This is a genomic window from Hyphomonas atlantica corrig., assembly GCF_000682715.1.
GTDB lineage: Bacteria > Pseudomonadota > Alphaproteobacteria > Caulobacterales > Hyphomonadaceae > Hyphomonas > Hyphomonas atlantica.
Genome location: NZ_AWFH01000001.1, coordinates 388,479 through 411,520, shown reverse-complemented (window position 1 = coordinate 411,520; position 23,042 = coordinate 388,479). Strand labels below are relative to the sequence as shown.

The following is a 23,042-nucleotide window of genomic DNA, read 5'->3' as shown; positions in this document are numbered from 1 at the left end:
GGGTGGGGCATTGTCCAACCATAACCCGCTTCCGTGCTGAAGGTCGTGTTGGAATTCGGTTGCCTGCCTGTCCCAACGGCACGCCCGTCATGATGCTGGACATTTTCCGATGACGGGCCGAAGACAGATGACATGAGCGCAGGGCAAATGATTCCTCCAGACATGTCACGGCCAGACCGACGCGGTGCGTTCTTCCTTTTATTTTTCTCTCTCATGGCAATTGGCGCGGGCAATACGATGCTGATCGCAGCAGTCTTGCCACCGCTCACGCGGGAGATCGGACTGCCGGACTGGATGGCCGGCGCGGTGTTCGGTCTTTCGGCGCTGTGTTGGTCGCTGATGTCTCCATTCTGGGGTGGGCGGTCCAATCGGTGGGGCAGGCGGCCCGTCGCGGCGCTTGGCCTTGCGGGCTATGGCGTCTCCATGCTGCTCCTCTTCCTGACAGGACTGCTCACCCTGACAGGTGTGCTGACGGGCACGTTTCTCATGTTTGCCTGCCTTGCCATGTCGCGGTCCATTTTCGGCCTTATCGGTTCCGGCACGAACCCCGCCGCGCAGGCCTATGTTGCAGACCGGACCAGCCAGGCGGAGCGTCAGTCAGAAATCGCCTTCATCACATCCGGCTTCAGCGTCGGCACAGTGATCGGTCCGGCCTTCGCCGCGGCGCTTGTGGCCACGCTGGGCCTTCTCAGCCCATTGCTGCTGACGGCGATCATCGCATTCACCATGTCGGCCATGATCTGGTTCCGCCTGCCGGAAGATCGCGCACCTGTGACAGATGCCACGCAGATTGAGGAAATACCGGGCGCGCGCGGCCTGTGGCGCTCCGGCCCGGTCTTGCCGTTTCTGATCTTTGCAGTTTGTCTGTCGCTGACGACCGGTGTGCTGACGCAGGTTTTCGTCTTCTCGGTGATGGACAAGCTGGGCGTGTCCGGAAAAGAAGCCGCGCAATTCACCGGGCCTGCCTTCACCGTGGGCGCGCTTGCCGTTCTGCTTGCGCAGCTCGTGCTGATCCCGCGCATGAAGCTGAAGAACAAGACGCTGATGTGGGGCGGGTGCCTGCCCTTGTTGGCGGGGGCCTTGCTGATGGTGTTTGCGCAGGACTATGCCAATCTTATCCTCGCCCAATTCTGCATCGGGCTGGGGCAGGGGCTGGCGCGGCCGGGCTTTTCCAGCGGCGCCTCGCTGGCTGTCTCGCCGCAACTACAAGGCAATGTGGCCGGACTGGTGATCTCGGCGAACGGCATGGGCTTTATCATCACGCCCTTCTTCGGCCTGTTCGTATATGAGTATGTCCATCCCCAGCTGCCCTTCCTGTTCTGCGCAGCCTTGCTGGCCTTCATGATCCTTTATGCGCGGTTCGGGCTGAAGGATGGCGTCGGCGAGCCAGATGAAGACGAGGCCGCCGACGCCCTCTGATCAGTTTGTGCTGGAGGCGACGCCGACAGCCGGGCTGCCCATGACCGCGGACAATGCCTGCTTTGTCGGATAGCCGTCCGCGACCAGACCTTTTGACTTCTGGAAGGCCTGCAGCGCGCCCTTCGTGCGGCGGCCCGGAATGCCGTCGACCACGCCTGCATCAAAGCCGCGTGCGTTCAGCTCGGCCTGCAGGATCTTGATCTCAGCCACGGTCAGCGGAGTCAGATGGGTTGGCCAGGATGCGACCGGGCCGGTCTGGCCTCCCATGGCATCGCCTGACAGGCCAACCGCAAATGCATAGGAATCCGCATTGTTGTAGGTCTTGAAGGCCTTGAAATTGTTGAAGAGCAGGTATTTCGGGCCTTCTGCCCCGGCGGGTAGCCAGAGTTCGGCATAGTTCGCGCCGCCCGTATTGAATGCGCCGCCCCGCGCCGGCACGAGCCCCGCGCCGGACCAGGTTTCCACGCGGCGTTCATTGCCATCGGCCAGGCTGAAATCAAAGCCGGTTGGGGCCAGTACTTCGATGCCCCAGGGCTGGTTCAGCGTATAGCCGGAATTGGCGAGATAATTGGCGGTCGAGGCGAGGGCATCGGCCTCATTTTCCCAGATGTCCTTCTTGCCGTCGCCGTCAAAATCCTCGGCATAGGCAATGAAGGTGGAGGGCATGAATTGCGTGTGACCCATCGCGCCTGCCCACCCGGCGATCAGATCATCTCTGTCTGCATCGCCTTGTTCCAAAATCTTGATGATGGAGAGAAGCTCGCGCTCGGCGAGGCTCTTGCGACGGCCTTCGACAGCCATGTTGGCGAGCACGTTCGGCGCATCGAAATTGCCTTTCACCGCACCAAAGCTTGTTTCCATCCCCCAGATAGCGACGATCGCTTCACGGTCGACATTATAGGCGGCCTCCAGCGCGTCGAAGAGCGCGGGGTTTTCAGCAAGGCGGGAGGCACCGGTGCTGATGCGGCTATTGCTCATCGGGACGCGGAGATAATCCCAGATCGGCTTGGCGAATTCGGCCTGGTCTTCAATCCCGGTCTTGGCAGGCTGGAAGGCGGAGCCCAGCCAGAGTTCCAGAGGCGAGATTCCAGATAGAACCGATTTCACCACATCGCGGTCATGGCCTGCTGCGAGCGCCTTCTCGGAAAAGGCAGCGCGCCAGGCGTCCATACCGGCATGCCCGGAGGATGCGTATGTGATGGGGCCGGTTTCCGGCGCTGGAACGGGCGCAGGGCCTGCGATGGGCGGGGCAGCCTGTCCGGAACTCGTCGCACAGGCAGCGACCAGAGCGGTCATTGCGGCGGCGGCAATAATGTGAGAGCGCTTCAGCGCGATGAGGGCCATTTTTCCAGCTCCTGAAACTGCACGCTCATGACAGCGTGCATCCTTGACTCTTTGCATCGGATTCATTACCCGCTCCGCTTTCCAATTCCTTATGATCCACAGGCTAGGCCCATGAAAGTCCGCTCGTCTCTCAAATCGCTCAAGTCGCGCCACCGCGACTGTAAGATCGTGCGCCGCAAGGGCCGCGTTTACGTCATCAACAAAACCGACCCACGCTTCAAAGCAAAGCAGGGCTGACGTGAACATGAACAGGTAATGAGGCGGCACTATGGCTGCTGATATTGCGCTGTTCGATCTTGGGCATGTGGTTCTCGACTGGGAACCCTCCCGGCTTTACACGAAGATATTTGATACGCCGCAGGAATGTGATGTGTTCCTGTCGGATATCTGCACCATGGCGTGGCATACACGGCATGATGCCGGCGTAAGCTTTGCTGACAATGCGGCTGAGCTGATCCGGCTTCACCCACACTATGAAGCAGAAATCCTCGCCTGGGGGCGGCGATGGATGGAAATGTTCGATGGCTATATGGATGGCACGGCTGAGCTGATCGCACGGCTGGATGCGCGCGGCGTGCCGCTCTATGCCCTGTCGAACATGCCGGCCGATCCGTGGGACGAGATGCTTGAAGCATTCGATGTGCTGCGCCGCTTTCGCCATGTCGTCGTGTCGGGGCAGATCGACATGATCAAGCCGAATGCCGACATCTATCATCACGCGCTGAAGATGATGGACGGGCCTGACCCGGATAAGGTCATATTCATCGACAACAGCCTGCCCAATGTGGAAGCGGCAGACGCGCTGGGCTTTCGGACGCACCATTTCAAGCATGCAGAGGGGCTCGAGCAGGCATTGGTGCAAGAGGGCCTGCTGTGACCGCCAAGAAAGCTTGTCGCGGCGCGTATGCGGCATAATATCGAAACCATGATACGCGCGCTTTTTCTGGCAGTTCTGTTCCTTGCGGGGGCAGCGCATGCTGAACCCAGTGAAGACATGTTCGAAAAATTGCGCGCCGCCCCCAGCGACAGCGAAGCGCATGACGTTGCCATGGACATCTGGGCCTCGTGGATGGAGTCCGGTTCGCCCACTGTGGATGTCATCATGCAGCGGGGCGTGGACGCCCAAACGGGCGGCGATCTTGAAACGGCGCGGGCCCTTTATGATCGCGCCATATTGATCAAGCCGGATTATGCCGAAGCGTGGAACCGCCGGGCGTCACTCTTCTTGATGGACGAGAATTATCCCGAAGCCCTGCGTGACCTGAACGAGACCTTGCGGCTGGAGCCCCGGCATTTCGGTGCGTGGTCTGGTCTCGGCATCATGTTCGAACAGATGGGCTCTCCCAAGAACGCGCTTGAAGCCTATCGGGAGGCCCTGAAAATCTATCCGCGCATGCAGCAGGCGATTGCCGCAGAGAAGCGGCTGTCCAAGATCTCTGAAGGTCAGGGCCTTTGAGGCGCATGATTACGGCCACCGCTCTCGGTCTTTGCGCACTTGGTACGGGCGCGTGCGTGACCAGCGCCGCCTACAAGAACAAGATCGAATCCCAGCATCCGCCGATTGGCGCAGCTGTGCCTGTAAATGGCGAAACGGTGCACGTGATCCAGGAAGGGGAGGCCGGCCCGCCCGTCCTGATGATCCACGGAGCCAGCGCGAATGCGCGCGAGTTTACCTGGACGCTGTCTCCGCGCCTTCGCGACGAGCATCGCATCTTCATGGCTGACCGTCCCGGTCACGGGTATTCAGACCGACCGGATGGCGCACACGACCTCGGCGTACAGGCCGAGCAGATGGCGGGCGTGCTCGATACGCTGGCACCAGGTGAAAAGGCTGTCCTTGTGGGGCATTCCTTCGGCGGTGCAGTCGCCTTGCGGGTCGCATTGGACAGGCCAGAGCTTGTGAAAGGGCTCGTCCTGCTGGCACCGGTCACCCATGATTGGGGCGGCGGTGGTCAGGCCTGGTACAATTCGCTTGCTGCGCCACCGGTGATTGGCCCCATGTTCAGCCAGCTGCCGCCGATTGTTGGCCCCGGCCAGCTCGCCGGGGGGATTACGAGCGTATTCGATCCTGCGCCCGCACCGGATGCGTATTCGGAAAAATCCGCCATCGGATTGCTGTTCCGCCCCAGGAATTTCCGCGCCAATGCACGGGATGTGAAAGCGCTGGAAGACCAGTTGGCGGAACAGTCGAAACGCTATGGAGAGCTGGACCTGCCGATCACGGTGTTTTCCGGCAGCGGCGACACGGTGATTTCGCCAAAGCTTCATGTCGGCGAACTCAAGAAACAGGTGCCTGTTGATCTCGTGATCCTGCCGCATGAAGGGCACATGCCGCATCATGGTGAGGGCGGCGCTGTCGCTGACGCCATTCGCCGTCTGGCCAGCGAGTGAAACTCCGGCTAAGACGCGCCTTCTTTTTCGAACCCGATTCCCAAGGAGACTCTCATGGACGACGACGCCTCGATCACCCATCTCACCGAAGCGACCCGCGAGAAACTCCGCCAGACCGTCGCCAAGATCGAGCGTCTGGAAGAGGAGAAGAAAGAGGTCGCCGAGCAGATCAAGGAAATCTACGCCGAAGCCAAGGCGTTCGGCTTTGACACCAAGGCGCTGCGCCAGGTGATCAAACTGCGCAAGGTCGACAAGGCTGAGCGCGAAGAACAGGAAATGGTGCTCGACACCTATTTGTTGGCCCTCGGCGAAGCCTGAGCGGGTTTGCGTCCGGCGCAATAATCACCATATTCTCCGCTCATGGGCCGAGATGTCGACGAACGCAAGAAACGTGCGGCGCTCCGCAAGCTGCGGAAAGCGGCGGCCTTGGCTGAGCAGGGCCTCGGCCCGCCCTTGTCCGATTGGGAAAAGCAATTTCTTGAAGAGGTCGAAGAGCGGATCGAGACCTATGGCTCCGCCTTTGCCGACCCGCTGAAGGGCAGCGATGGTGAAGCGTTGTCCAGCCTGCAGCAGATGAAGCTGAAGGAAATCGACAAGAAGGCCCGCGGCAAGGCGCGCTCGGGCTTTGGCGCGAAGAAAAAGAAGCCTGGTGGCTTCAACAAGCGACCGCCTCCGCGTGTGCGCCAGCTGGATGATGATCTCGAAGAGGATACGCCGCCGCCCGAGGCTGAAAAGCCGGTGCGTGGCACGCCGAAACTGGTTCGTGCCTCTGATCTGAAACCAGCCCCCCCCAAGGACACGTCGGCCAAACCTGCAGAGGCGCCTGTTCCTCAGTCTGATCCTCCGAAGCGCCCGGCATTCCGTGTGATTGAGGGGGGAAAGCAGGGCGAGTAAACCCATTTGTCCTGTCTGTGCGTATAGTTTTCTGAAGATCCGACATTGGAAGGATATCCCGCATGAAGACTGTCGTAATCACCGGCGCATCCACCGGCATTGGTGCCGCTGCCGCGCTCTATCTTGCCAAGCATGGCTGGTGCGTCTTTGCGGGCGTGCGAAAGCAGGCAGATGCCGATGCGCTGAGCGCGCGGTCAGAAGGCGACATTCGCCCTCTGATTCTGGACGTTACCAAACAGGACCAGGTTGACGCTGCGGTGGAGACTGTCTCAGAATTCCTGAAAGGGCAGACGCTGACGGGCCTCGTCAACAATGCGGGCATCGCGAACATGGGCCCGCTTGCGATCCAGCCTCTGGATGAATTCAAGGCGCATTTCGAGGTGAATGTCTTCGGCCTGTTGCGCGCCTCGCAGGCGTTTGCGCCGCTGCTGGGCATGGACGAGGCACGGACTGGCGCGCCCGGCCGGATCATCAACATCACAAGCGTCGGCGGCCGTGTCTCGGCGCCATTCCTCGGGGCCTATACTGCCACAAAGCATGCGGTCGAGGCGATGACGGATTCCCTGCGCCGGGAGCTTGTCATCTTCGGCATCGATGCCATCGCCATTGGGCCCGGTTCTGTGAAGACGCCGATCTGGGACAAGGCCGAGGAGGCAAATTCCGATGGTCCGTATTCCGGAAGCGCATGGTCAGAGGCATTGGAAAAATTCGAGCAGGTCATGCTGAAGGGGGGACGCGATGGCCTGCCTCCGGAACAGATCGCCAAGGTGATCGAGATCGCGCTGGACGACGCGACACCGCGCGCAAGATATGCGCCCGTGCCGAACAAGTTGACCAATTGGTACATCCCGAACCTGTTGCCCAAGCGTATGTTGGACGGTGTGTTCTGGAAGCGCTTTGGACTGTCGAAACCGGACAAGTAAATTTTCCCGCAGGCATTGACGAACCGCGGGGAAAGGGCGCGCATTCTCCTGAAAAACAAAACGGGAGGAATACGCATATGGCCAATCTGGACGGCAAGGTTGCCATCATCACAGGCGGTGCCAGCGGCATCGGCCTGGCGGGGGTCGAAACATTTGTGGCCGCCGGCGCGAAAGTGGTCGCTGGCGATATTCAGGACGAAAAGGGCCAGGCGCTGCAAACGCGGTTCGGCGATGACAAGGTCCTGTTCGTTCATTGTGACGTCACCGATATGGCCCAGCTCGAAGGCATCATGGGTGCGGCCGTTGATCACTTTGGCGGGCTCGACATCCTCTGGAACAATGCCGGGCATGGCGGCACGCCCGACCCGATCGAAGAGCTGGACCTGGACGCCTATGACCAGACCATGTCGCTCTTGCTGAAACAGGTCTTCGCCGGCACGAAATTCGCGGTTCCGCACATGAAGGAAAATGGCGGCTCTATCATCAACACGTCGTCCATCAGCGCCGTCTGTGCAGGCTATGCGCCGATCACCTACTCTGTCGCCAAGAAGGGCGTGGCGCATTTCTCGAAACTGGCCGCAGCGGAGCTGTCCAAGTACGGCATTCGCGTGAATGCGGTCCTGCCGGGTTTCATCGCCACATCCATCTTTGGCGCATCGCTCGGCTTGCCGCGCGAACAGGCCGACCAGATGGCGGCCATGCTGGTCGAGGCGGGCGGCAGCATGCAGCCGGCCGGACGGGTTGGTAAGGGTGAGGACATTGCCGAGATGGCGGCGTTCCTCGCATCTGATGCGGCGAGTTTCATCACCGGAGGTGAGTTCCTGGTGGATGGCGGCATGACGGTTGGCCCGCGCCATTCCTGGGACGAATCAGCTGGCGGGCCACTTCTGGATGCGCTGGGCATCACGCCGGAGCAAGCTGAACAGATGCGCGCCCAGATGGGCAATTGATGCCTGCCCGAGGCGCTATGGGTCTTCCGAGAGCGCCTCTATGCCGGGGATGGACTCGACCTTGGCCAGCAATGCAGGCAGCGTCTTTGCACGTGCGACGGGACGTCCGATCTCGTCAGCTATCACAAACCCGGTTTTTGACTTACTGAGGGGGAACCGTCGCCAATGGGCGCGTGTTCGGAAGATCCAGACCTGTTCAGGTTCGTGTCCCGATGCGGCCCAGCCGGTCCACATGTGATCGGCAGGCAGCTCACGCCACAGGCGGTCGATTTCCTCCAGTTCGGAAGGCGTAAAACAGCCCATGAATACTCGCCCCGATCAGTCTCAAATCACAGACCTAGAGGGCAAGCCTGCTTCGCGCAACATTGAGGGCGCCCTCTGGATGCTGGCTTCAGGCGCCAGCTTTACCGTGTTCCTCACTTTGTCGAAGCTGCAATCAGCGCATTTCGATCCCGGTTTCCTCGCATTCTGGCGGTCAGGTGTCGCGTTGATCGTGGTGTTGCCCGTGATCTTCCAGCAGGGGCTCAGCATCATGAAAGTGCATCAGCCGGGCATGCTGTTCCTGCGCAGCCTGTTCGGAACGCTGGGCTTTGCGGCCGGGTTTTATGCTGTTTCGGATTCTGTCGGCCTGCCGCTGTCGGAATTCAATGCGATCAGTTTCTCCCGCGCCATGTTCGTCACGATCTGCGCCGTGATTTTCCTGCGAGAACGGGTTGGACCCCATCGCTGGGGGGCGACGATCGCCGGATGTATCGGCGTGATGATCATGATGCAGCCGCAGCTGGGCGTCAGTCTGGGCATGGTACTGGCGCTGATCGCCGCGTTCTGCATGGCCGGGGCGATCACGCTGGTGAAGTCCCTGACGCGCCTGCACCGTCCGATGACCTTGCTGATCTGGGCGAACTTGCTCTCCTCCGTGATGCTGTTGCCGCTCGCCATCTACACCTGGCCGGACGTGCCACCATCCCTTGGCGACTGGGGCTATATTGGCGTGATGGGGATGTGCGGCGTTATCGGACAATATTTCTACATTCGCGGCATGAGCGTAGGCTACGCATCCTTCCTGTCGCCGATCGACTATATGCGGTTGCCGATGGCGGCGCTTGTGGATTGGGGGCTGTTCCACGTTCTGCCGGGAACCTGGACCTGGATCGGCACAATCGTGATCGTCGGCGCGACCATGTACATCACCATCCGGGAACAACGCCTCAAGCGCCCGACGGCGCCGCCGCTCTAGATCAGGCGGTTTCTTCCGGGCGGACGGCGCCGCGCCACGTCGCGCCGGCGGCCACAAAACTGGCCACGGCCATGATGCCCGCAATCACACCGTTCCAGCCTGCCATGGAGAGGCCCAGTATATAGAAGGGCGCATCCGTACAGGAGGGGACATGCATCGGTTCGTTGAAGTCGCGGATGACGAGCGGGTCGATCGGCCCTTCGCCGCTGCATCCTTCTGGCGGTGGCAACAGGCCCCATTCCACGCCAGCATGGTAGAAGGCGACGATCACGCCCACAATGAAGGCGAGGCCGATCATCACGTTCAAGGCCACGAGGAAGCGCCGCTTCGGGATCAGCCGCCACAGGACCAGTCCCGTTACTGTCATGGCGATCAACGCCCAATAGACTTCACGTTGCCGCAGGCAGAGCGGGCAGGGGGCGAGACCGCCAAATGTCTCAAAGGCGTGTGCGGCTGCCAGCATGAGGGCAGACAGCGTCATCGCCACGAGTGGCCATTTCCAGTCTTTCAGAAGGGATCTCACAAAATCCATGCGTCAGCTAAAGCCGGGCAACAGCAGGACCACAATGCGGCGCAAGGTCACTTTGTCGTTATTTGTCAGCCAAATAGGCTGACCGCGCCGAACATGACCGCACCGGCCAGGCCGCTGACCCATGCCGATCCGATGATCAATCCGGCGATGACCATGAGCCCGTCTTTCTGCATCAGGCCGAACGAGGCAATCGCCACGGCAAAGCCGGGCACCGTGTTGGTCATCGGGAGCGGCACGAGGATCGACGCACAGAAAATGCACAGGAACAGGCCGATCACCCGCTCGGAGCGCTTGCCGGTGATCATCGTGAAGCGCGGGCGAACAATCCGCTCGATCCAGCCGAGCCATTTGCGACCGCCCGCTGCCATCTGCGTCAGGCCTTTGCGGTCGATTTTCCGGTTGCCCAGCTTGTCTGGCATCCAGGGCTGTTCCCGCCCCATCGCCATCTGTGCGGCCAGCGCCATCATCGGCAGGGACACGATTTGCGGCACGCCATAGAGAAACGGAATGCAGCAGGGCAGGGCCAGCAGGAACAGGCCCGCGCCAAACGCGCTTTCATCCAGCTGGTCAAAGATGGCGCGAAGGGAAAACCCTTCTTCTGGTGCACGTTCGGCCAGCGCCTCGATGGTCTGCAGCAGGGTCTTTTCGGACGGAAACTCGGTGGAAGTCATGCAAAAGCTGTTAGATGTCTTTGATCGCTACGTCGAGTAGATTGACATCTGCCGCAGCAATCGGCAGGAGAAGCGCTCCCGTTTTGGGCCTCTGTGGCGGAATTGGTAGACGCGACGGATTCAAAATCCGTTTCTGGTGACAGAGTGCCGGTTCGAGTCCGGCCAGAGGTACCATCGGGAATTCTCTAGTATTCGTACTTTTCGATGTGCGTCAGCGTCAGCGTGTAAGCCGCATCGGCCAGGTCGCTTTCCTGCGTCTGCGCGGTCAGAACACCTTCCACCCAGACCGCTTGCGCCAGATCCTTGAGCAGGATCGGGTCTTCAGCCATGACAAACAGCGTCTGGTTCGGCGGTGGGGGAGGCGCATGAATACAGGCGCCGAAATAAGGCACCAGAAGGAATTCGGTCACCTCCGCCTTCGCGCCATATTCAAACGGCACGGTATAGCCCGGAATGCGCACTTTCTTGCCGTTCAGCTCTGGCACGGTGTTGAACGTGCCGATCTGGACCATGGCGTCCGCGGCAGAGCCTTCCGCGATGCCGCCGCCAGCGCCGTACAGCATGGACATCTGGCTCTGATACATCTGGGCAAGGCGCTCTTCCTCGCCCTCCGGCATGAGATCTTCCCAGCCAATCTCGATCACGCCGCGAGCCTTGGCCTCAGCGGCCTGACGCTCGCGCTCTGCGGCGCGTTCGGCAATGGCTTTCTCGCGGGCGGCTTTGCGCTCGGCGTCGCTCTGGCCGATCTTGTCTCCGACTTGCGGCCCATCCGAAGCGGGCGTGGCCTCAGCCTGCTTAACGGGTTGCGCCTCTTGCGCGGTATCTTGCTGCGGCGTTTCGGCGGCGCCGCAAGCGGCCAGGGCTGTGGTGACCATAGCGGCGAAGAGGAAGGAGGAAATCTGTTTCATGCGCCCCAATCTAGGACGTGAAACCGCCGCCCGCCAGTGGGCATGAGCGGTTTACACGCGAATTGACAAACCATCTGCCAGAGACCGGCGAAACGCCATCCAGGCCGGGATTGCCCCTGCCAGCAGCGCCGCGCCTGTCACGGCCAGCAATGTGTAGAGATCTGTCAGGCCAAGACCGGTTCCGATCAGGGAAATGCCAAAACGTTCCGCCACCATCGGTCCGGCGACCAGCAACAAGGCATGGATCAGAATGATGCCGACAAGCGCGCCGAGGAATCCGACAAGCCCGGCTTCCAGAACGAGCAGGGTGAAGATGTGACCGGGCCGTGCGCCCACGGCGCGAAGGATGGACATTTCCCGGCGGCGCTCATTCAGGCTGGTCAGGATGGAGGTGAGGATCGACACCACGCCCACCGCGATCACGAAGATCGACACGGCGAGCAATGCGCGCTCGGCGATCGCGGTCACGCTCCACAATTCAGCGAGGGCCTGAGAGGGGATGATCGCCATCAGAGGCTCACCGCGATTGGTATTGATCTCGCGGCGCGTCGTCAGGATCGTGCCCTTGCGCTCCAGGCCGAGGAATATGGCGGTCACGGTTTTGGGGGTCAGGTCGAACGACCGGATGGTCTCTTCGCTGATCGTATCCGCCAGTGGGTTCTTCGCGCCGGTTTCCCAGCCGACATGAATGGCGGTGATCGCCTCCAGTGAGACATGTACCGTCTGGTCCACAGGTGTGCCGGTGGGGGCAAGGATACCAGAGACACGGAAGGGGCGATTGTCGTGGCCCGATCCGAAATCTGCCTGCCCCAGCCCGTGCGAGAGGATCATCGGGCTGCCAATGTCATAGCCAAGTTCACGCGCAACATCTGCGCCGATCACAGCATCGAACAAATCGTCAAACCGCGCGCCTTCCGCCAGAGTCAGATCCTGCTGGCGACCATATTTGTAATGATCAAAATATTCCGTTGTCGTGCCCATGACGCGAAACCCGCGATGGCTGTCGCCGAGGGAAATCGGCACGGCCCAGTCCACGTCCGGGCGATTGGCGATTTGCTGATAGGTGGGCCAGGAAATCTCGGCTGTGGCGCTGCCCATGCGGAATACGGAGTAAAGCAGAAGGTTCACACTTCCCGTCGGCGCGCCAACGATCAGTTCGGTGCCGGAGATCGTGTTGCCGAAACCTTCGCGTGCGCCTGTCCGCGCCTTGTCGACGCCGAGGAAAAGCGCCACCGATAACGCCACCGCCAGCAGGGTCAGCAATACCGACCCCTTGCGATTCATCAGGCTTTTCCAGGCCAGCGAAAGGATCGCGCTCATGCGTTCACTCCTGCGCGGTTGATGTCACTCAGATCGACCGCGCGGTCGAAATGATCAGCAAGTCCGGCATCATGGCTGACAAACAGCAGCGCCGCGCCTGTGCGCTGGGCTTCCTCACTCAGTAGGCTGATGAACTGGTCCCGTACATGGGCGTCCAGCGCAGAGGTAGGCTCGTCGGCGATCACGATTTCAGGACCACCGATCAGGGCCCGTGCCGCCGCGACGCGCTGTTGCTGCCCGACTGACAGGTCAGACACGCGCCGCGAGAGAAGGGATTCATCCGTCAGGCCCAGCCGCGCAAGCAGGCGGCGAGCCTCGTTCTCTTCCGTTCCGTCGATGGCTGCCCGCCGTTTTGGCGAAAACCGCAGCGGAAGCGTGACATTTCCGATGACGGACAGATACGGCACCAGATTGAACATCTGGAAGATGACGCCCAGATGATCAGCTCTCAGCCTGTCGCGAGCGGCGGGCTTCAGTGTCGTCAGCTCATGCCCCAGAATCTGCACGCTGCCAGCGCCTGCTTCCAGAACGCCCGCAACAATGCCGAGCAAGGTGGACTTGCCGGTGCCTGACGCCCCGCGCAAGAACAAACGCTCGCCGGCGTTCAGCGTGAACGACTCAATGTCTAGCACATCGCGGCCAGGAGCCCACGCAAAGCGCAGATCCGAGATCGAAACGACCGGGTCCGTCATATCAGGATCCGAAAGGCAGGAACGGGCTTTCCGGCGTCAGGACCGCGGAGGCGGTTTCGCCTGCTTCGCCAAGATAGACGGCCTCGACAGTCTCGAACGCGTCATAGGTCTCGAAGCCAGTGAACATGAGGCCATCCAGTTGGCTTGGCCGACGACAATCCCAGACAATGGAAAGTGTCATCGCGGCATGATCGCCTGACCGGCGCAGATCCGCAGACCGCTCCACCAGATCACACCCGGCATTGCCCATCAGTTCTGTCAGGCCTTCAGCATATTTTTCAAGATCGGAGGATTTCTTCTTCGTCTTCTCCGAAAGGCCGAAATTGGCCAACGGGGCATCAATGGAGATGGTGACGAAATTGTTCTCCTGGGTCACGGCCAGTTCAGCCGCGCCATGCACGTGGGCTTCGCCTCCTGCGTGCTCATCCTCATGATGGTCGTGCGCGTCATCGTCGCCATGTTCCTCATGCGCATCGTGATCATCATCATGGTCGGCGTGTGCATCATGCTCTGCGTGATCGTCATGATCATCATGCGCCTCGGTGTCCGAAACAGGGGAAGCGTCTTCTACCGCCTCAACCGGGGGGGGCGCTGCTGCCTCTGTGGCTTCTGGCTCATAGGGCTGCTCCGCGCTGCACGCGACGCAAAGCGCCAGCCCCATGCCCGCAAGACTCAGAAAGGCCCCCCGGCCGTATGAAAGACTCATATCGTCGCTCCGTTCACCCCAATCGGGATATTCAGTAAAAACAGGAAAATCTGCTCGCAAGCGGGATAATGGTACCATATAACACGTCTTCGCAAGGCCGCAGGATGCGGTTTTTAAACCGTACCTGACTGTTACCGGACGAGCCGACCGCTTTCCATGTTTGAATCCATGCAAGCCCCCCTGTTTTTTGGCTTGATCGCGGCGTTTGTCACGACCATCGGGCTGATCGCTGTCGCCATGCGCGGGGATTGGAGCGCGCGGTTTTCAGCCGTCATCGGCCTCGCTGCCGCCGGCATGCTTGTCACGCTCACCCTGTTGCACATCGCCCCGGAAGCCTTCGCGGCAAGCCCCCGGGCACCTTACTTCATGCTGGCCGGCTTTCTTGGCGGCCTGATCCTGAACTACACGCTCAGCACATTCTTTCCCGAAGGTGCGGGTGGGGGCCGCATCGCCGCCGTCACGCCGGTTCTGGCTATCGCCATCCATTCCTTGATTGATGGCGTCATTTACTCGGTCACCTTTGCCGCCAGCTTTTCGGCGGGCGTTTACGCGGCTGTATCGCTCATCCTGCACGAGTTTCCGGAAGGCGTGATCGCCTTTGCCATCCTGCGCCGCCATAATTTCACGAACCGGCAATCCTTCCTGTTCGCCTTTCTCGCTGCGTCGGCCACGACCCCTCTGGGGGTGATCCTGTCATCACCTTTCATGTACTTCCTCGGGCCGGAGGCGATTGGCGCGCTGTTTGCTGCGTCGGCTGGCCTGCTGCTCTATGTGGCGACAGGGCCCCTGATGGCGCCCCTCAAGGAAGAGCCCCCCGTGCGCAGCCTGGTCGCCCTGTCGCTGGGCGTCCTGACCGCGCTCATTATCTCGATGCTTCCGGTTCATGATCATCACGATCACGGATCGGGACACGACCATGACCATGATCACGGCCCTATCATCATGGAAGCGCCACGGCCCCTGCCGGACGAGATCTGATGCGGGGCCGGTTCCTCGCCTTCATCCTGTGCTGCCTTGTGGCATGCCTGGCGGCGACCCTGATGTCCCAATCGGCCATCGCCCATCCCGAGGATGAGTTGTGCCTGCCGGATGGCGGCATGGACCCGGCCCTTTGCCGCGAGTTGCAGGCGCTGGATCGGGCCGGGCGCGTCCGCAGCTTTGAGGGCGGCATCCCCGGCGGAGAGATTTCGCTGGACCGGACGCCACTGGAAACCGGAATCTTCTACATCCGCATCGGGTTTGAACACATCCTGCCGATGGGCGTGGATCATATCCTGTTTGTGTTGGCGCTGTTCTTTTCAACGCGGCGGATCGGGCCCCTTCTCTGGCAGGTCTCGGCCTTTACCCTCGCGCATACGGCGACGCTGGGCCTGACGGCGGCGGGCCTGATTGCCCCGCCTGGCAGCATTGTGGAGCCCTTGATTGCCTTCACCATCGCCTGGGCCGCGCTGGAGAACATCCTGTTCAGGGAGCCGAGCGCCTGGCGACCGGCGCTGGTCTTTGGCTTCGGTCTGATCCACGGAATGGGGTTCGCCGGCGCGTTCGGCGATCTCGGCCTGCCGGCTGACATCTTCTGGCCCGCGCTGATTGGCTTCAACATTGGTGTCGAAATTGGCCAGTTGGCCGTGATCGGCATGGCGCTTGCATTTGCGATCCTGATCAGGAGCGTCCTGAGGCAAGCGGGTCGGCCAAACCTTTATCGGCCGGTTCTGGTATGGCCGGTTTCGGCATTCATCGGAGTAATTGGGCTCTGGTGGGCGATCGAGCGGGCATTCCTTAACCCTTAGCCTGTCAAAGTGCGCTCCAGTTGAACTGGACTGCGCCCTTATGGCTTCACGCGACTGGATCAGACATTTCGGATCGGCCCTGCTGGCATCTGCGCTGGCGGGCTGGATCGGCTATGCTGAATACGCGTCCGCCTTTGTCCCCCGCGCCGATGATGAGGGGCTTGCGCAGGAACAGGTTTATTCAGAAGCCGCCGCCTGGCGTGGTGCGGAAGCCAAGCAGGCGCGTAATGCCATGATCGCCTCGTGGCTCGGCGGGTTGAGTGATGCCGGGTTTGCCGAGTATTCGGTGCGGCATCTGGACAAGGGGCTGATCTACGCGATCCGCTTTCGAGATCCGACGGATCGGGAAGACATCAACGCCCTTTGGGTGGCCGTGCCGGATGGGCCTGACCTGCCGGCATCAGTGCGCCTGCGCACGCCGCAACAGAATGCGACCCCGAAAGCCATCCTTGAACAGCAATCCTGCACGAGCAGCCGGACCCTGAAAGTGTCTGAAACAGAACTGCCGCGCGAACAGGCCGAAGCCCAGGCGGTCTCGCAGCTGAGCACCTATCTGGAAGCGCCCGATCCGATGCCAATCACCGTTCTGAGTGAGGCGCGCGATCTTTGCCGCGACATTTCGCGAATTCTACCGACGCCTGAGTAACATCAACGCGTGATCAGGCGAGCTTTTCGGCGGCTGCCTCGTCGGCGGCGCGCATGGTGAAGCGCTTGGTGAACTCCGTCACGCGCGGCGCGATTTCCGTGCGGAAGCGTTTGCCATTGAACACGCCATAATGGCCTACGCCGGGCTGGACATAGTCCGTCTGCATATCTTCCGGCAGGCCGGAGCAGATATCATGAGCGGCCTGTGTCTGGCCGATGCCTGAGATGTCGTCCTTTTCACCCTCTACCGTCATCAGCGCCACATCGCGGATCAGCTCCGGTTTCACGACATGTGTGCCGCGATAGCGATAAACGCCCCGCGCCAGCTGGTGCTCCTGGAAAACGCGCACGATGGTCTGCAGATAGAATTCTTCGGTCAGGTCGAGGACGGACAGGTATTCATCATAGAATTCCCGGTGCTTGCCGACATTGTCCCCATCGCCTTCGACCAGATGGTTGAAGAAGTTCCAGTGCGCATCGACGTGGCGCGACCAGTTCATGTTCATGAACGAGGCAAGCTGGACGAAGCCCGGATAGACGCGCCGAAACATGCCGGGATAGGGGCCCGGCACGGTATGGATCATGTTCTCTTCAAACCATGACAGCGGCTTTTCCTCTGCCAGAACGTTCGGAACGGTCGGGCTGAGGCGGGTGTCGATGGGAGAGCCCATGAAGGTCATTGAGGCCGGACGGGCCGGATCATCATCTTCGGCCATCATGGCAATCGCGGCCAGCACGGGCGGGCCCGGTTGGCACACGCCCAGCACATGGGCGCCCGCGCCAAGGAAGGTCAGCATGTTGCGGATATGGTCGATGTAATCGTCCAGATCGAACCGGCCGAGCCAAACCGGCGCCATGCGGGCATCCTGCCAATCGGTAATGTAGACATCATGCGTCGGCAGGAAGGCCTCAACGGTTCCGCGCAGCAGGGTGGCATAGTGTCCAGACAGGGGGGCCGCGATCAGAAGGCGCGGCTGCGGGCCCAGCTTGTCGGCATTGCGCGCAGCGGCCAGCGCCTCAGGATCCTTGCGGAAATGAACCATGTTGCACCACGGCGAACGCCAGGCGACGGTCGGCGTAACGCCCACCGGCGCGCTGTTCACGCTCACGCTGTCGATGCGCCATTCCGGCTTGCCATAATACCGTGTGGCGCTTTCGAACACGTCCGCCATTGCGGACAGGGAGCGCCCATATTCGGTATGTCCAAATGGGTTCAGCGGAGAGCTGAGCGCGGCGCGGCTGGCCCGGGCGGCGATGCGAACTGGCGCCATCGCAGCGCGGTTCATTTCAACAAGCGAGTAGAGCATTTGTCACACATCTTCCATGTTGCGGTGCAGCATAGGTCTCAAACGGAGTGAGGGCAAACGGATTCGCCAGACGGGTGTGTCCTCCCCCAAACGGGCCCGATCGGGTTAGTCCGCAAATTTCACGCAAATTTACCAAGACCGGACAGGGTATGTTTAAGTCGCCGGACGTATTTTCTCCTGGCAGTGGAGTGATTGCGATGTTCCTCAAATGCCAGCCAAACCCTCATCGTGGTGGCCGCATGACGCGGGCGCTGATCTATGAACAGTCGCCGGGCCAACGGTTCGCGATCGACGCCGAGATCCTGCACAAGCAGCCGGAATTGCTGAACGATTTCGGGCGCTACATGCATGCCCGTTTCCGCATTCTGGATGCCGTGGCCTACTTTATATGTCTGGCCGGTGTGCTGGCCTCTCTCGCCCTGGTCTGGTGGGCTTTCCTGCCGGGCATCGCCATCTGCACCATGATGTTGGCGGTCAATCGCAAGGCGGCTGGCGAGATTGCGCGCAAAGCGGCAAAGAAGTCCGTCGATGACTTCCGCAAACTTCACGAAATGGGCTGTCTCTGGCTGGTGTTCGCCTGATCCGCCTAGATGCGCACCATGCCGAGGACGGCGGAAACAATCGCCACCAAAGCGAACATAAGTGAAAAGCTGACCGACACTGCGCGCTGGTCTTTGCGGCTCGTGCGAACGCCTTTGGCTTTCTTGCCCGGTGCCAGCATCCAGCGATTTGAAAAGAATCCGAACGCCGCCAGCAATGCCGTGATCGCGGCCGCCCAACTGGTGGCCAGCAGATAGAATGCCCCCGATGCCAACATCATGCCGGCGATGGGCGTTGAGGTCTGCAGCAGCAATTCCCGCACATGCCGATCCGCGCGCGAACCATCCAGTTTGTCAAAACTGCAATTCGGCGATGCGATGGCGGCGACCCATGAGGCGCCGATGGCCATCGCTCCGAAGAGCAGGCCGAGATGGGTGGCAGTGGTGGAGAGACCTTGAAGCATGTCGCAATTATGCGCCGGATTCGCGCATCAGCCTAGAGAAAGCTTACCGGAGGCGACACGGCGCAACGCGCTGGCGACCTCCGGCAAAACAATTGGCGACATGTTGCGACTTGTGGCGACACTGGGCGACAGATCGCAACAAGCCGCGACGGGCGACGACAAACGTCTACAGGGCGGCTTCGTACACTTTCGCGTAATCGTCAGCGCTCATCGGCTTCGGATTGCCGAAATGCGCCAGATCCTTCAGCGCGTATTCCACAACGCCCGGCGCATCGTCTGCACTGAGGCCGATTGCGGAAAGCGTTGCCGGAATGCCGATATCTGCGTTCAGCTCTGCAATCGCATCGCCCAGATCCGCGCCCGGTTTCAGGCCCATGGCCTGGCGCAGGCGGGCGTATTTCTCATCCGCCGTGCCTTCGTGGAAGCGCAGGATATGCGGCAGGAAGATCGCATTCAGCGTGCCGTGGTGCAGTTTCTTTTCATGCAGGCGGCCCGCAGCATGTGACAGGGCGTGGACGCCGCCCAGACCCTTCACAAAGGCCAGTGCGCCCTCATAACTGGCCATCATCATGTGCCAGCGGGCATCTGCATCAGAGCCGTCCTGCACGGCCTTTTTCAGCCAGCCATTCCCGACCGAGCGGAACACGCCTTCATAGGCGATGCCTTCGGCAGGCGGGTTCACGGAAGGGGAGAGCACGGATTCGATACAATGCGTGACAGCATCCATGCCCGTTGCGGCGGTAAGTCCTGCTGGCAGGCCCAAGGTCAAATCCGGGTCACAGATTGCTGTTGCCGGGATCAGGTTTGGCGAAACGATCGTTTCCTTGCGCCCATTCTCCAGAACGATGACCATGCCGACGGACACTTCAGAGCCAGTGCCGGAGGTGGTCGGAATGGCGATCAGGGGCGGGATCTTGCCGATCTTCTTCGCGCCGCCCGTGATCGCCGCATAGGTTTCCAGCGGCTCGTCATGGCTGACCAGAAGGCCAATGCCCTTGGCATGGTCCATAGAAGAGCCACCGCCCAGCGCGATCAGGCCATCCGCGCCGCATGCCTTGTAGGCCGCGGCAGCTTCCTTGGTTTGCTTTTCAGTCGGGTTGGGAACCGTTTCAGAGAATACGCCCGCCGGTGCAACGCCTAGCGCGTCTTCCACCTTTGCCAGGATACCTGCCGCCTTGATGCCCGGATCCGTGACGATGAAGGGGCGAGACATGCCCAGCTTCTTGGCTGTACCGGCCAGTTGCTTCAGTGCGCCGGAGTCAAAGATACAGGTTGTGAGATAATTGATGACGGGCATGCCGTGGTTCCTCGCTCGAATGTTTCCTCAACGCCCATGTGCCCTAGCGGCAGTGCGAAGTTCAAGCCTGACCGTGGGAGAACCATCTTCCTGTTGCAAACTGGGCAGAGGCGAGCCCAGAGCCTGAGCGCGCACATTCCCAGAATCGCAACCGGTCGAAGCGCTCGCAATCGGGGAGATTACTTATTCGCGATGCCATGTCGCGCGACACGGCCCCGCGCGTCAAAACGGGCAATTACTCCCATGAAAACATGGGCGTAGGTGGCGGTCATCCGGCGCAGATTGGTGCGCCAAAATTGGAGTGAAAGACCATGAAACAGCTTCTCCTTGCCTCTCTGGTTGCCGGGGCGACCTGGCTTGGAACAGCGCCTGTCGCATCGGCAGACGAAAACCCGTGGATGGTGCGCGGACGTGTGATCGGCGTTCTCCCGGACGAGTCCGGAGACCTGTCGGTTGCCGGAACGCGCCTGGCTGGCGATGTCGACATTTCGGACCAGTACGTGCCTGAACTCGACATCACTTACTTCTTCACGAAGAACATCGCAGCGGAACTGATCCTCGGCGTGACCCCACATGATGTGAAGGCCACGGGCGTCACGGTGCCAGGCGCGCTCGACAATGCCACGATTGATCTGGGCGATGTTACGCTGCTGCCGCCGACGCTGACACTTCAATATCATTTCGTGAATGACAGCCAGTGGAAGCCCTATGTGGGCGCGGGCATCAATGCGACTTTCTTCTTCAACGAAGATGAAGGCCCGGTCGCGGACGGTATCGACTACGATACCAGCGTCGGCCTCGCCCTCCAGGCCGGGGTTGATTATGACCTCGATGGAGAGCCAGGCGGCTGGGCCATCAATGCGGACATCAAGAAGATCTGGATCAATCCGGACGTGACTGTCGATTTCACCACGGCGCTTGGCGCAACAGTGGATGCTGACGTGGACATCAATCCACTCGTGGTGGGACTGGGGCTCGGATACAAGTTCTGAGACCCGATTGCCGAAGGCGGGGTTTCCCATTGAATCCCGCCCTCGCTTTCTCCTCCTTGGCCGCGTTCTTTCCCGATGAGCGCGGCCTTTTTTTGGCTTTTTGCAGAGCGGTCGTTGCGCCCTTCGCCGTCCCGTATACAGATTGCGATCATGGCTATTCTTTCTGTCAAAGATCTACGGGTTTCCTTCGATACGCCGGACGGTGTGGTCGAAGCGGTCAAGGGTATCAGTTTCGATGTCGCCAAGGGCGAATGCCTGGGCATTGTCGGCGAAAGCGGTTCGGGCAAGAGCCAGTCGGCCCTCTCTGCGCTCGGCTTGCTCGCGGGCAACGGAACCGCCTCTGGGCGGATCGAATTTGACGGCATCAACATGCTGGACGCACCGGACGCGACGCTACGCGACATTCGCGGCGCGCGCATGTCGATGATCTTTCAGGATCCGCTGACCAGCCTGACGCCCCATATGACAGTGGGCGCGCAGATGCGCGAAGTGCTGGCCCTTCACAAGGGACTGAAGGGTGAAGCGGCAGACCGCCTCTGCGTCGAGTGGCTTGAGAATGTGCGCATTCCGGAAGCGGCTCGCCGGATGAACCAGTTTCCTCACGAACTGTCAGGCGGCATGCGCCAGCGTGTGATGATCGCCATCGCCATGCTCTGCAATCCGGAACTCCTGCTGGCGGACGAGCCGACCACGGCGTTGGATGTAACGGTTCAGGCGCAGGTGCTTGAGCTGATGGACGAGTTGAAGCGTGAGACCGGTACCGGCATCGCCCTGATCACGCACAATATGGGCGTCGTCGCGCGCATGTGTGACCGGGTGATCGTTATGCGTCATGGCGAGATCGTGGAGCAGGGGAGCGTCGACGATATCTTCTACCGCCCGCAGGCCGACTACACGAAAATGCTGCTCAATGCCGTGCCGAGAATTGATGAGCCGGATCGTCCCGGTCGTCCTGTCCTGTCAGATGCTCCGGCGCCAGGCACAGAGCCGGTCCTCAAAGTAGAGGACATGAAAATTCACTTCCCGATTTCGGTCAAAGGTGGCCTGTTCGGGAAGACCAAACCGCTCAAGGCCGTGGACGGCGTCTCCTTTGACCTGAAGCCCGGCGAAACCCTCGGCGTTGTCGGCGAGTCCGGTTGCGGCAAATCCACCCTTGCGCGCGGTGTGTTGAATTTGATCCCGCCGACTGATGGCACGGTTGCATGGCTTGGCCGGGACATCTCGAAGGCCGGGCGCAAGGAAATGAACGCCCTTCGCGATGATTTGCAGATCGTCTTTCAGGATCCGCTGGCCAGTCTGGATCCGCGCATGTCCATCGGAGCCTCCATCGCGGAACCGCTTCAGGTGCACCAGCCACGCCTGACGCGGGCCGAGCGCGAGGCAAAGGTTCGCGAAATCCTGCCACGCGTTGGTCTCGACCCGAACCTGATCAACCGTTACCCGCACGAATTGTCGGGCGGGCAGAACCAGCGTGTGGGCATCGCCCGCGCCATGATCCTGCAGCCAAAACTGGTGATCTGCGATGAAGCTGTCTCTGCGTTGGATGTCTCGGTCCAGGCGCAAGTCGTTGATCTTCTGATCGAGCTTCAGAAGGAATTCGGCCTCGCGATGATCTTCATCAGCCACGATCTCGCAGTCGTTCGGCAGATCAGCCACCGCGTTATGGTGCTTTACCTGGGCCGCGTGGTGGAGCTCGCAGGCCGCGACGCGATCTATAATGAAGCGCGCCATCCCTATACGAAGGCCCTGATCGCGGCGGTACCAAACGCCGATCCGACGGGTGAGCGCACTCGCGAGCGCCTGCGCCTGACGGGCGACTTGCCCAGCCCGCTGGATAGCCGGGCAGCGCTGCGGTTCATGAAATCGAAGCTGGTCGATGATGCAGATGCGGACCAGTACAAGCCGAAACTCGTTGAAGTCAGCCCTGGTCACCTCGTGGCGGAGCACGATCCGGTGATGGGTGGGGAAGGACTTCTGGCCAGCTGATCTCCCAGTAAAATGCGGGGCTTGTAAGCTTGGCTTAA

Annotated in this window: 27 protein-coding genes and 1 tRNA gene; 17 read left to right on the top strand and 11 right to left on the bottom strand. The window is 60.8% G+C overall.

The features are described from left to right. The first annotated feature begins 162 nt into the window (after positions 1–162). Positions 163–1,419 carry an MFS transporter gene (locus HY36_RS01995; RefSeq protein WP_241764120.1) on the top strand — a complete coding sequence of 419 codons (1,257 nt, stop codon included), beginning with the start codon at positions 163–165 and terminating at the stop codon, positions 1,417–1,419. On the opposite strand, the gene HY36_RS01990 is transcribed toward HY36_RS01995, so the two are convergent. After that, a complete protein-coding gene (locus tag HY36_RS01990; protein ID WP_241764119.1) occupies positions 1,420–2,763 on the bottom strand; it encodes a lytic murein transglycosylase in 1,344 nt (447 codons plus the stop codon). Positions 2,764–2,874: 111 nt separating this feature from the next. On the opposite strand from HY36_RS01990, the gene ykgO reads away from it, so the two are divergent. The 8 genes from ykgO to HY36_RS01950 all read left to right on the top strand — a co-directional run bounded on the left by ykgO (position 2,875) and on the right by HY36_RS01950 (position 7,921). After that, positions 2,875–3,000 (top strand): type B 50S ribosomal protein L36, encoded by a 126-nt coding sequence (gene ykgO, locus HY36_RS01985; protein ID WP_011648318.1) that lies wholly within the window; start codon positions 2,875–2,877, stop codon positions 2,998–3,000. A gap of 31 nt (positions 3,001–3,031) precedes the next feature. Then, a complete protein-coding gene (locus HY36_RS01980) occupies positions 3,032–3,640 on the top strand; it encodes an HAD family hydrolase (RefSeq protein ID WP_035547509.1) in 609 nt (202 codons plus the stop codon). Positions 3,641–3,688: 48 nt separating this feature from the next. Further along, positions 3,689–4,219 (top strand): tetratricopeptide repeat protein, encoded by a 531-nt coding sequence (locus HY36_RS01975; RefSeq protein WP_035548272.1) that lies wholly within the window; start codon positions 3,689–3,691, stop codon positions 4,217–4,219. A gap of 5 nt (positions 4,220–4,224) precedes the next feature. Continuing rightward, positions 4,225–5,154: an alpha/beta fold hydrolase gene (locus tag HY36_RS01970; RefSeq protein WP_035547507.1), complete on the top strand. Its 930-nt coding sequence runs from the start codon at positions 4,225–4,227 to the stop codon at positions 5,152–5,154. Between the two features lie 54 nt (positions 5,155–5,208). Beyond that, the gene (locus HY36_RS01965; protein WP_027836821.1) at positions 5,209–5,472 is read left to right on the top strand and encodes a DUF2312 domain-containing protein; all 264 of its coding nucleotides are present in this window, start codon (positions 5,209–5,211) and stop codon (positions 5,470–5,472) included. 42 nt (positions 5,473–5,514) lie between these two features. Further along, complete coding sequence (locus tag HY36_RS18610) at positions 5,515–6,048, top strand: hypothetical protein (protein WP_035547503.1); 534 nt, start codon at positions 5,515–5,517, stop codon at positions 6,046–6,048. 62 nt (positions 6,049–6,110) lie between these two features. Beyond that, on the top strand, positions 6,111–6,971 hold the full coding sequence (locus tag HY36_RS01955) for an SDR family oxidoreductase (protein ID WP_035547500.1): 861 nt from the start codon (positions 6,111–6,113) through the stop codon (positions 6,969–6,971). Between the two features lie 77 nt (positions 6,972–7,048). Then, positions 7,049–7,921 carry an SDR family NAD(P)-dependent oxidoreductase gene (locus tag HY36_RS01950; RefSeq protein ID WP_035547497.1) on the top strand — a complete coding sequence of 291 codons (873 nt, stop codon included), beginning with the start codon at positions 7,049–7,051 and terminating at the stop codon, positions 7,919–7,921. 15 nt (positions 7,922–7,936) lie between these two features. Here the strand turns inward: HY36_RS01950 and HY36_RS01945 are convergent, their stop codons facing one another. Next, positions 7,937–8,224: a hypothetical protein gene (locus HY36_RS01945; protein WP_035547494.1), complete on the bottom strand. Its 288-nt coding sequence runs from the start codon at positions 8,222–8,224 to the stop codon at positions 7,937–7,939. Between HY36_RS01945 and HY36_RS01940 the strand changes: the two genes are divergently transcribed. Then, positions 8,223–9,158, top strand: coding sequence for a DMT family transporter (locus HY36_RS01940; protein ID WP_035547491.1), 936 nt, complete (start codon positions 8,223–8,225; stop codon positions 9,156–9,158). The genes HY36_RS01945 and HY36_RS01940 overlap by 2 nt on opposite strands. A 1-nt stretch (position 9,159) precedes the next feature. On the opposite strand, the gene HY36_RS01935 is transcribed toward HY36_RS01940, so the two are convergent. Both HY36_RS01935 and HY36_RS01930 read right to left on the bottom strand, forming a co-directional pair. Beyond that, positions 9,160–9,690 (bottom strand): disulfide bond formation protein B, encoded by a 531-nt coding sequence (locus HY36_RS01935; protein ID WP_035547488.1) that lies wholly within the window; start codon positions 9,688–9,690, stop codon positions 9,160–9,162. A gap of 65 nt (positions 9,691–9,755) precedes the next feature. Beyond that, complete coding sequence (locus HY36_RS01930; RefSeq protein ID WP_035547486.1) at positions 9,756–10,361, bottom strand: exopolysaccharide biosynthesis protein; 606 nt, start codon at positions 10,359–10,361, stop codon at positions 9,756–9,758. Positions 10,362–10,448: 87 nt separating this feature from the next. Here HY36_RS01930 and HY36_RS01925 point away from each other — a divergent pair. Beyond that, positions 10,449–10,535 (top strand) — tRNA-Leu (locus HY36_RS01925). A gap of 11 nt (positions 10,536–10,546) precedes the next feature. Here the strand turns inward: HY36_RS01925 and HY36_RS01920 are convergent. The 4 genes from HY36_RS01920 to HY36_RS01905 are packed head-to-tail and all read right to left on the bottom strand — an operon-like array spanning position 10,547 to position 13,987. Beyond that, positions 10,547–11,269 (bottom strand): DUF3299 domain-containing protein, encoded by a 723-nt coding sequence (locus tag HY36_RS01920; protein WP_035547484.1) that lies wholly within the window; start codon positions 11,267–11,269, stop codon positions 10,547–10,549. A gap of 51 nt (positions 11,270–11,320) precedes the next feature. Beyond that, positions 11,321–12,589 (bottom strand): ABC transporter permease, encoded by a 1,269-nt coding sequence (locus HY36_RS01915; protein ID WP_035547482.1) that lies wholly within the window; start codon positions 12,587–12,589, stop codon positions 11,321–11,323. Continuing rightward, positions 12,586–13,281: an ABC transporter ATP-binding protein gene (locus HY36_RS01910; protein WP_035547479.1), complete on the bottom strand. Its 696-nt coding sequence runs from the start codon at positions 13,279–13,281 to the stop codon at positions 12,586–12,588. The genes HY36_RS01915 and HY36_RS01910 overlap by 4 nt, the downstream gene beginning before the upstream one ends. A gap of 1 nt (position 13,282) precedes the next feature. After that, a complete protein-coding gene (locus HY36_RS01905; protein ID WP_162175931.1) occupies positions 13,283–13,987 on the bottom strand; it encodes a DUF2796 domain-containing protein in 705 nt (234 codons plus the stop codon). Between the two features lie 168 nt (positions 13,988–14,155). On the opposite strand from HY36_RS01905, the gene HY36_RS01900 reads away from it, so the two are divergent. From HY36_RS01900 to HY36_RS01890, 3 genes are read left to right on the top strand one after another with little or no spacing between them, the layout of a single operon-like run. Then, positions 14,156–14,965 carry a ZIP family metal transporter gene (locus tag HY36_RS01900; protein ID WP_241764118.1) on the top strand — a complete coding sequence of 270 codons (810 nt, stop codon included), beginning with the start codon at positions 14,156–14,158 and terminating at the stop codon, positions 14,963–14,965. Then, positions 14,965–15,774 (top strand): HupE/UreJ family protein, encoded by an 810-nt coding sequence (locus tag HY36_RS01895; RefSeq protein ID WP_051602396.1) that lies wholly within the window; start codon positions 14,965–14,967, stop codon positions 15,772–15,774. Before HY36_RS01900 ends, HY36_RS01895 begins: the two co-directional genes overlap by 1 nt. Before the next feature lie 40 nt (positions 15,775–15,814). Next, complete coding sequence (locus HY36_RS01890) at positions 15,815–16,420, top strand: hypothetical protein (protein WP_035547474.1); 606 nt, start codon at positions 15,815–15,817, stop codon at positions 16,418–16,420. Between the two features lie 13 nt (positions 16,421–16,433). Here HY36_RS01890 and HY36_RS01885 read toward each other — a convergent pair whose 3' ends face one another. After that, positions 16,434–17,726: a polyhydroxyalkanoate depolymerase gene (locus HY36_RS01885; protein ID WP_035547471.1), complete on the bottom strand. Its 1,293-nt coding sequence runs from the start codon at positions 17,724–17,726 to the stop codon at positions 16,434–16,436. Between the two features lie 197 nt (positions 17,727–17,923). Between HY36_RS01885 and HY36_RS01880 the strand changes: the two genes are divergently transcribed. Further along, positions 17,924–18,307 (top strand): hypothetical protein, encoded by a 384-nt coding sequence (locus HY36_RS01880; protein WP_155841628.1) that lies wholly within the window; start codon positions 17,924–17,926, stop codon positions 18,305–18,307. A gap of 5 nt (positions 18,308–18,312) precedes the next feature. On the opposite strand, the gene HY36_RS01875 is transcribed toward HY36_RS01880, so the two are convergent. Together HY36_RS01875 and HY36_RS01870 are read right to left on the bottom strand one after the other, a co-directional pair. Continuing rightward, on the bottom strand, positions 18,313–18,729 hold the full coding sequence (locus HY36_RS01875; protein ID WP_051602395.1) for a hypothetical protein: 417 nt from the start codon (positions 18,727–18,729) through the stop codon (positions 18,313–18,315). A gap of 166 nt (positions 18,730–18,895) precedes the next feature. Beyond that, a complete protein-coding gene (locus tag HY36_RS01870; RefSeq protein ID WP_035547467.1) occupies positions 18,896–20,026 on the bottom strand; it encodes an iron-containing alcohol dehydrogenase in 1,131 nt (376 codons plus the stop codon). A 311-nt stretch (positions 20,027–20,337) separates the two neighbouring features. Here HY36_RS01870 and HY36_RS01865 point away from each other — a divergent pair, with 311 nt between their 5' ends. Further along, positions 20,338–21,018 carry an OmpW/AlkL family protein gene (locus tag HY36_RS01865; protein ID WP_035547465.1) on the top strand — a complete coding sequence of 227 codons (681 nt, stop codon included), beginning with the start codon at positions 20,338–20,340 and terminating at the stop codon, positions 21,016–21,018. Between the two features lie 150 nt (positions 21,019–21,168). Further along, entirely contained in the window at positions 21,169–23,004 is a 1,836-nt protein-coding gene (locus HY36_RS01860) for a dipeptide ABC transporter ATP-binding protein (protein ID WP_035547462.1), read from the top strand. The last annotated feature ends 38 nt before the right edge of the window (positions 23,005–23,042 follow it).

Bases quoted from the DNA above. Each gene is read 5' to 3' on its own strand.
- HY36_RS18610 (WP_035547503.1), top strand. From the start codon at position 5,515: ATGGGCCGAGATGTCGACGAACGCAAGAAACGTGCGGCGCTCCGCAAG.
- ykgO (WP_011648318.1), top strand. From the start codon at position 2,875: ATGAAAGTCCGCTCGTCTCTCAAATCGCTCAAGTCGCGCCACCGCGAC.
- HY36_RS01955 (WP_035547500.1), top strand. From the start codon at position 6,111: ATGAAGACTGTCGTAATCACCGGCGCATCCACCGGCATTGGTGCCGCT.
- HY36_RS01885 (WP_035547471.1), bottom strand. From the start codon at position 17,726: ATGCTCTACTCGCTTGTTGAAATGAACCGCGCTGCGATGGCGCCAGTT.
- HY36_RS01865 (WP_035547465.1), top strand. From the start codon at position 20,338: ATGAAACAGCTTCTCCTTGCCTCTCTGGTTGCCGGGGCGACCTGGCTT.
- HY36_RS01930 (WP_035547486.1), bottom strand. From the start codon at position 10,361: ATGACTTCCACCGAGTTTCCGTCCGAAAAGACCCTGCTGCAGACCATC.
- HY36_RS01890 (WP_035547474.1), top strand. From the start codon at position 15,815: ATGGCTTCACGCGACTGGATCAGACATTTCGGATCGGCCCTGCTGGCA.
- HY36_RS01935 (WP_035547488.1), bottom strand. From the start codon at position 9,690: ATGGATTTTGTGAGATCCCTTCTGAAAGACTGGAAATGGCCACTCGTG.
- HY36_RS01990 (WP_241764119.1), bottom strand. From the start codon at position 2,763: ATGGCCCTCATCGCGCTGAAGCGCTCTCACATTATTGCCGCCGCCGCA.
- HY36_RS01905 (WP_162175931.1), bottom strand. From the start codon at position 13,987: ATGAGTCTTTCATACGGCCGGGGGGCCTTTCTGAGTCTTGCGGGCATG.
- HY36_RS01940 (WP_035547491.1), top strand. From the start codon at position 8,223: ATGAATACTCGCCCCGATCAGTCTCAAATCACAGACCTAGAGGGCAAG.
- HY36_RS01950 (WP_035547497.1), top strand. From the start codon at position 7,049: ATGGCCAATCTGGACGGCAAGGTTGCCATCATCACAGGCGGTGCCAGC.
- HY36_RS01915 (WP_035547482.1), bottom strand. From the start codon at position 12,589: ATGAGCGCGATCCTTTCGCTGGCCTGGAAAAGCCTGATGAATCGCAAG.
- HY36_RS01870 (WP_035547467.1), bottom strand. From the start codon at position 20,026: ATGCCCGTCATCAATTATCTCACAACCTGTATCTTTGACTCCGGCGCA.
- HY36_RS01980 (WP_035547509.1), top strand. From the start codon at position 3,032: ATGGCTGCTGATATTGCGCTGTTCGATCTTGGGCATGTGGTTCTCGAC.
- HY36_RS01975 (WP_035548272.1), top strand. From the start codon at position 3,689: ATGATACGCGCGCTTTTTCTGGCAGTTCTGTTCCTTGCGGGGGCAGCG.
- HY36_RS01995 (WP_241764120.1), top strand. From the start codon at position 163: ATGTCACGGCCAGACCGACGCGGTGCGTTCTTCCTTTTATTTTTCTCT.
- HY36_RS01910 (WP_035547479.1), bottom strand. From the start codon at position 13,281: ATGACGGACCCGGTCGTTTCGATCTCGGATCTGCGCTTTGCGTGGGCT.
- HY36_RS01875 (WP_051602395.1), bottom strand. From the start codon at position 18,729: ATGCTTCAAGGTCTCTCCACCACTGCCACCCATCTCGGCCTGCTCTTC.
- HY36_RS01895 (WP_051602396.1), top strand. From the start codon at position 14,965: ATGCGGGGCCGGTTCCTCGCCTTCATCCTGTGCTGCCTTGTGGCATGC.
- HY36_RS01970 (WP_035547507.1), top strand. From the start codon at position 4,225: ATGATTACGGCCACCGCTCTCGGTCTTTGCGCACTTGGTACGGGCGCG.
- HY36_RS01860 (WP_035547462.1), top strand. From the start codon at position 21,169: ATGGCTATTCTTTCTGTCAAAGATCTACGGGTTTCCTTCGATACGCCG.
- HY36_RS01920 (WP_035547484.1), bottom strand. From the start codon at position 11,269: ATGAAACAGATTTCCTCCTTCCTCTTCGCCGCTATGGTCACCACAGCC.
- HY36_RS01880 (WP_155841628.1), top strand. From the start codon at position 17,924: ATGTTCCTCAAATGCCAGCCAAACCCTCATCGTGGTGGCCGCATGACG.
- HY36_RS01965 (WP_027836821.1), top strand. From the start codon at position 5,209: ATGGACGACGACGCCTCGATCACCCATCTCACCGAAGCGACCCGCGAG.
- HY36_RS01900 (WP_241764118.1), top strand. From the start codon at position 14,156: ATGCAAGCCCCCCTGTTTTTTGGCTTGATCGCGGCGTTTGTCACGACC.
- HY36_RS01945 (WP_035547494.1), bottom strand. From the start codon at position 8,224: ATGGGCTGTTTTACGCCTTCCGAACTGGAGGAAATCGACCGCCTGTGG.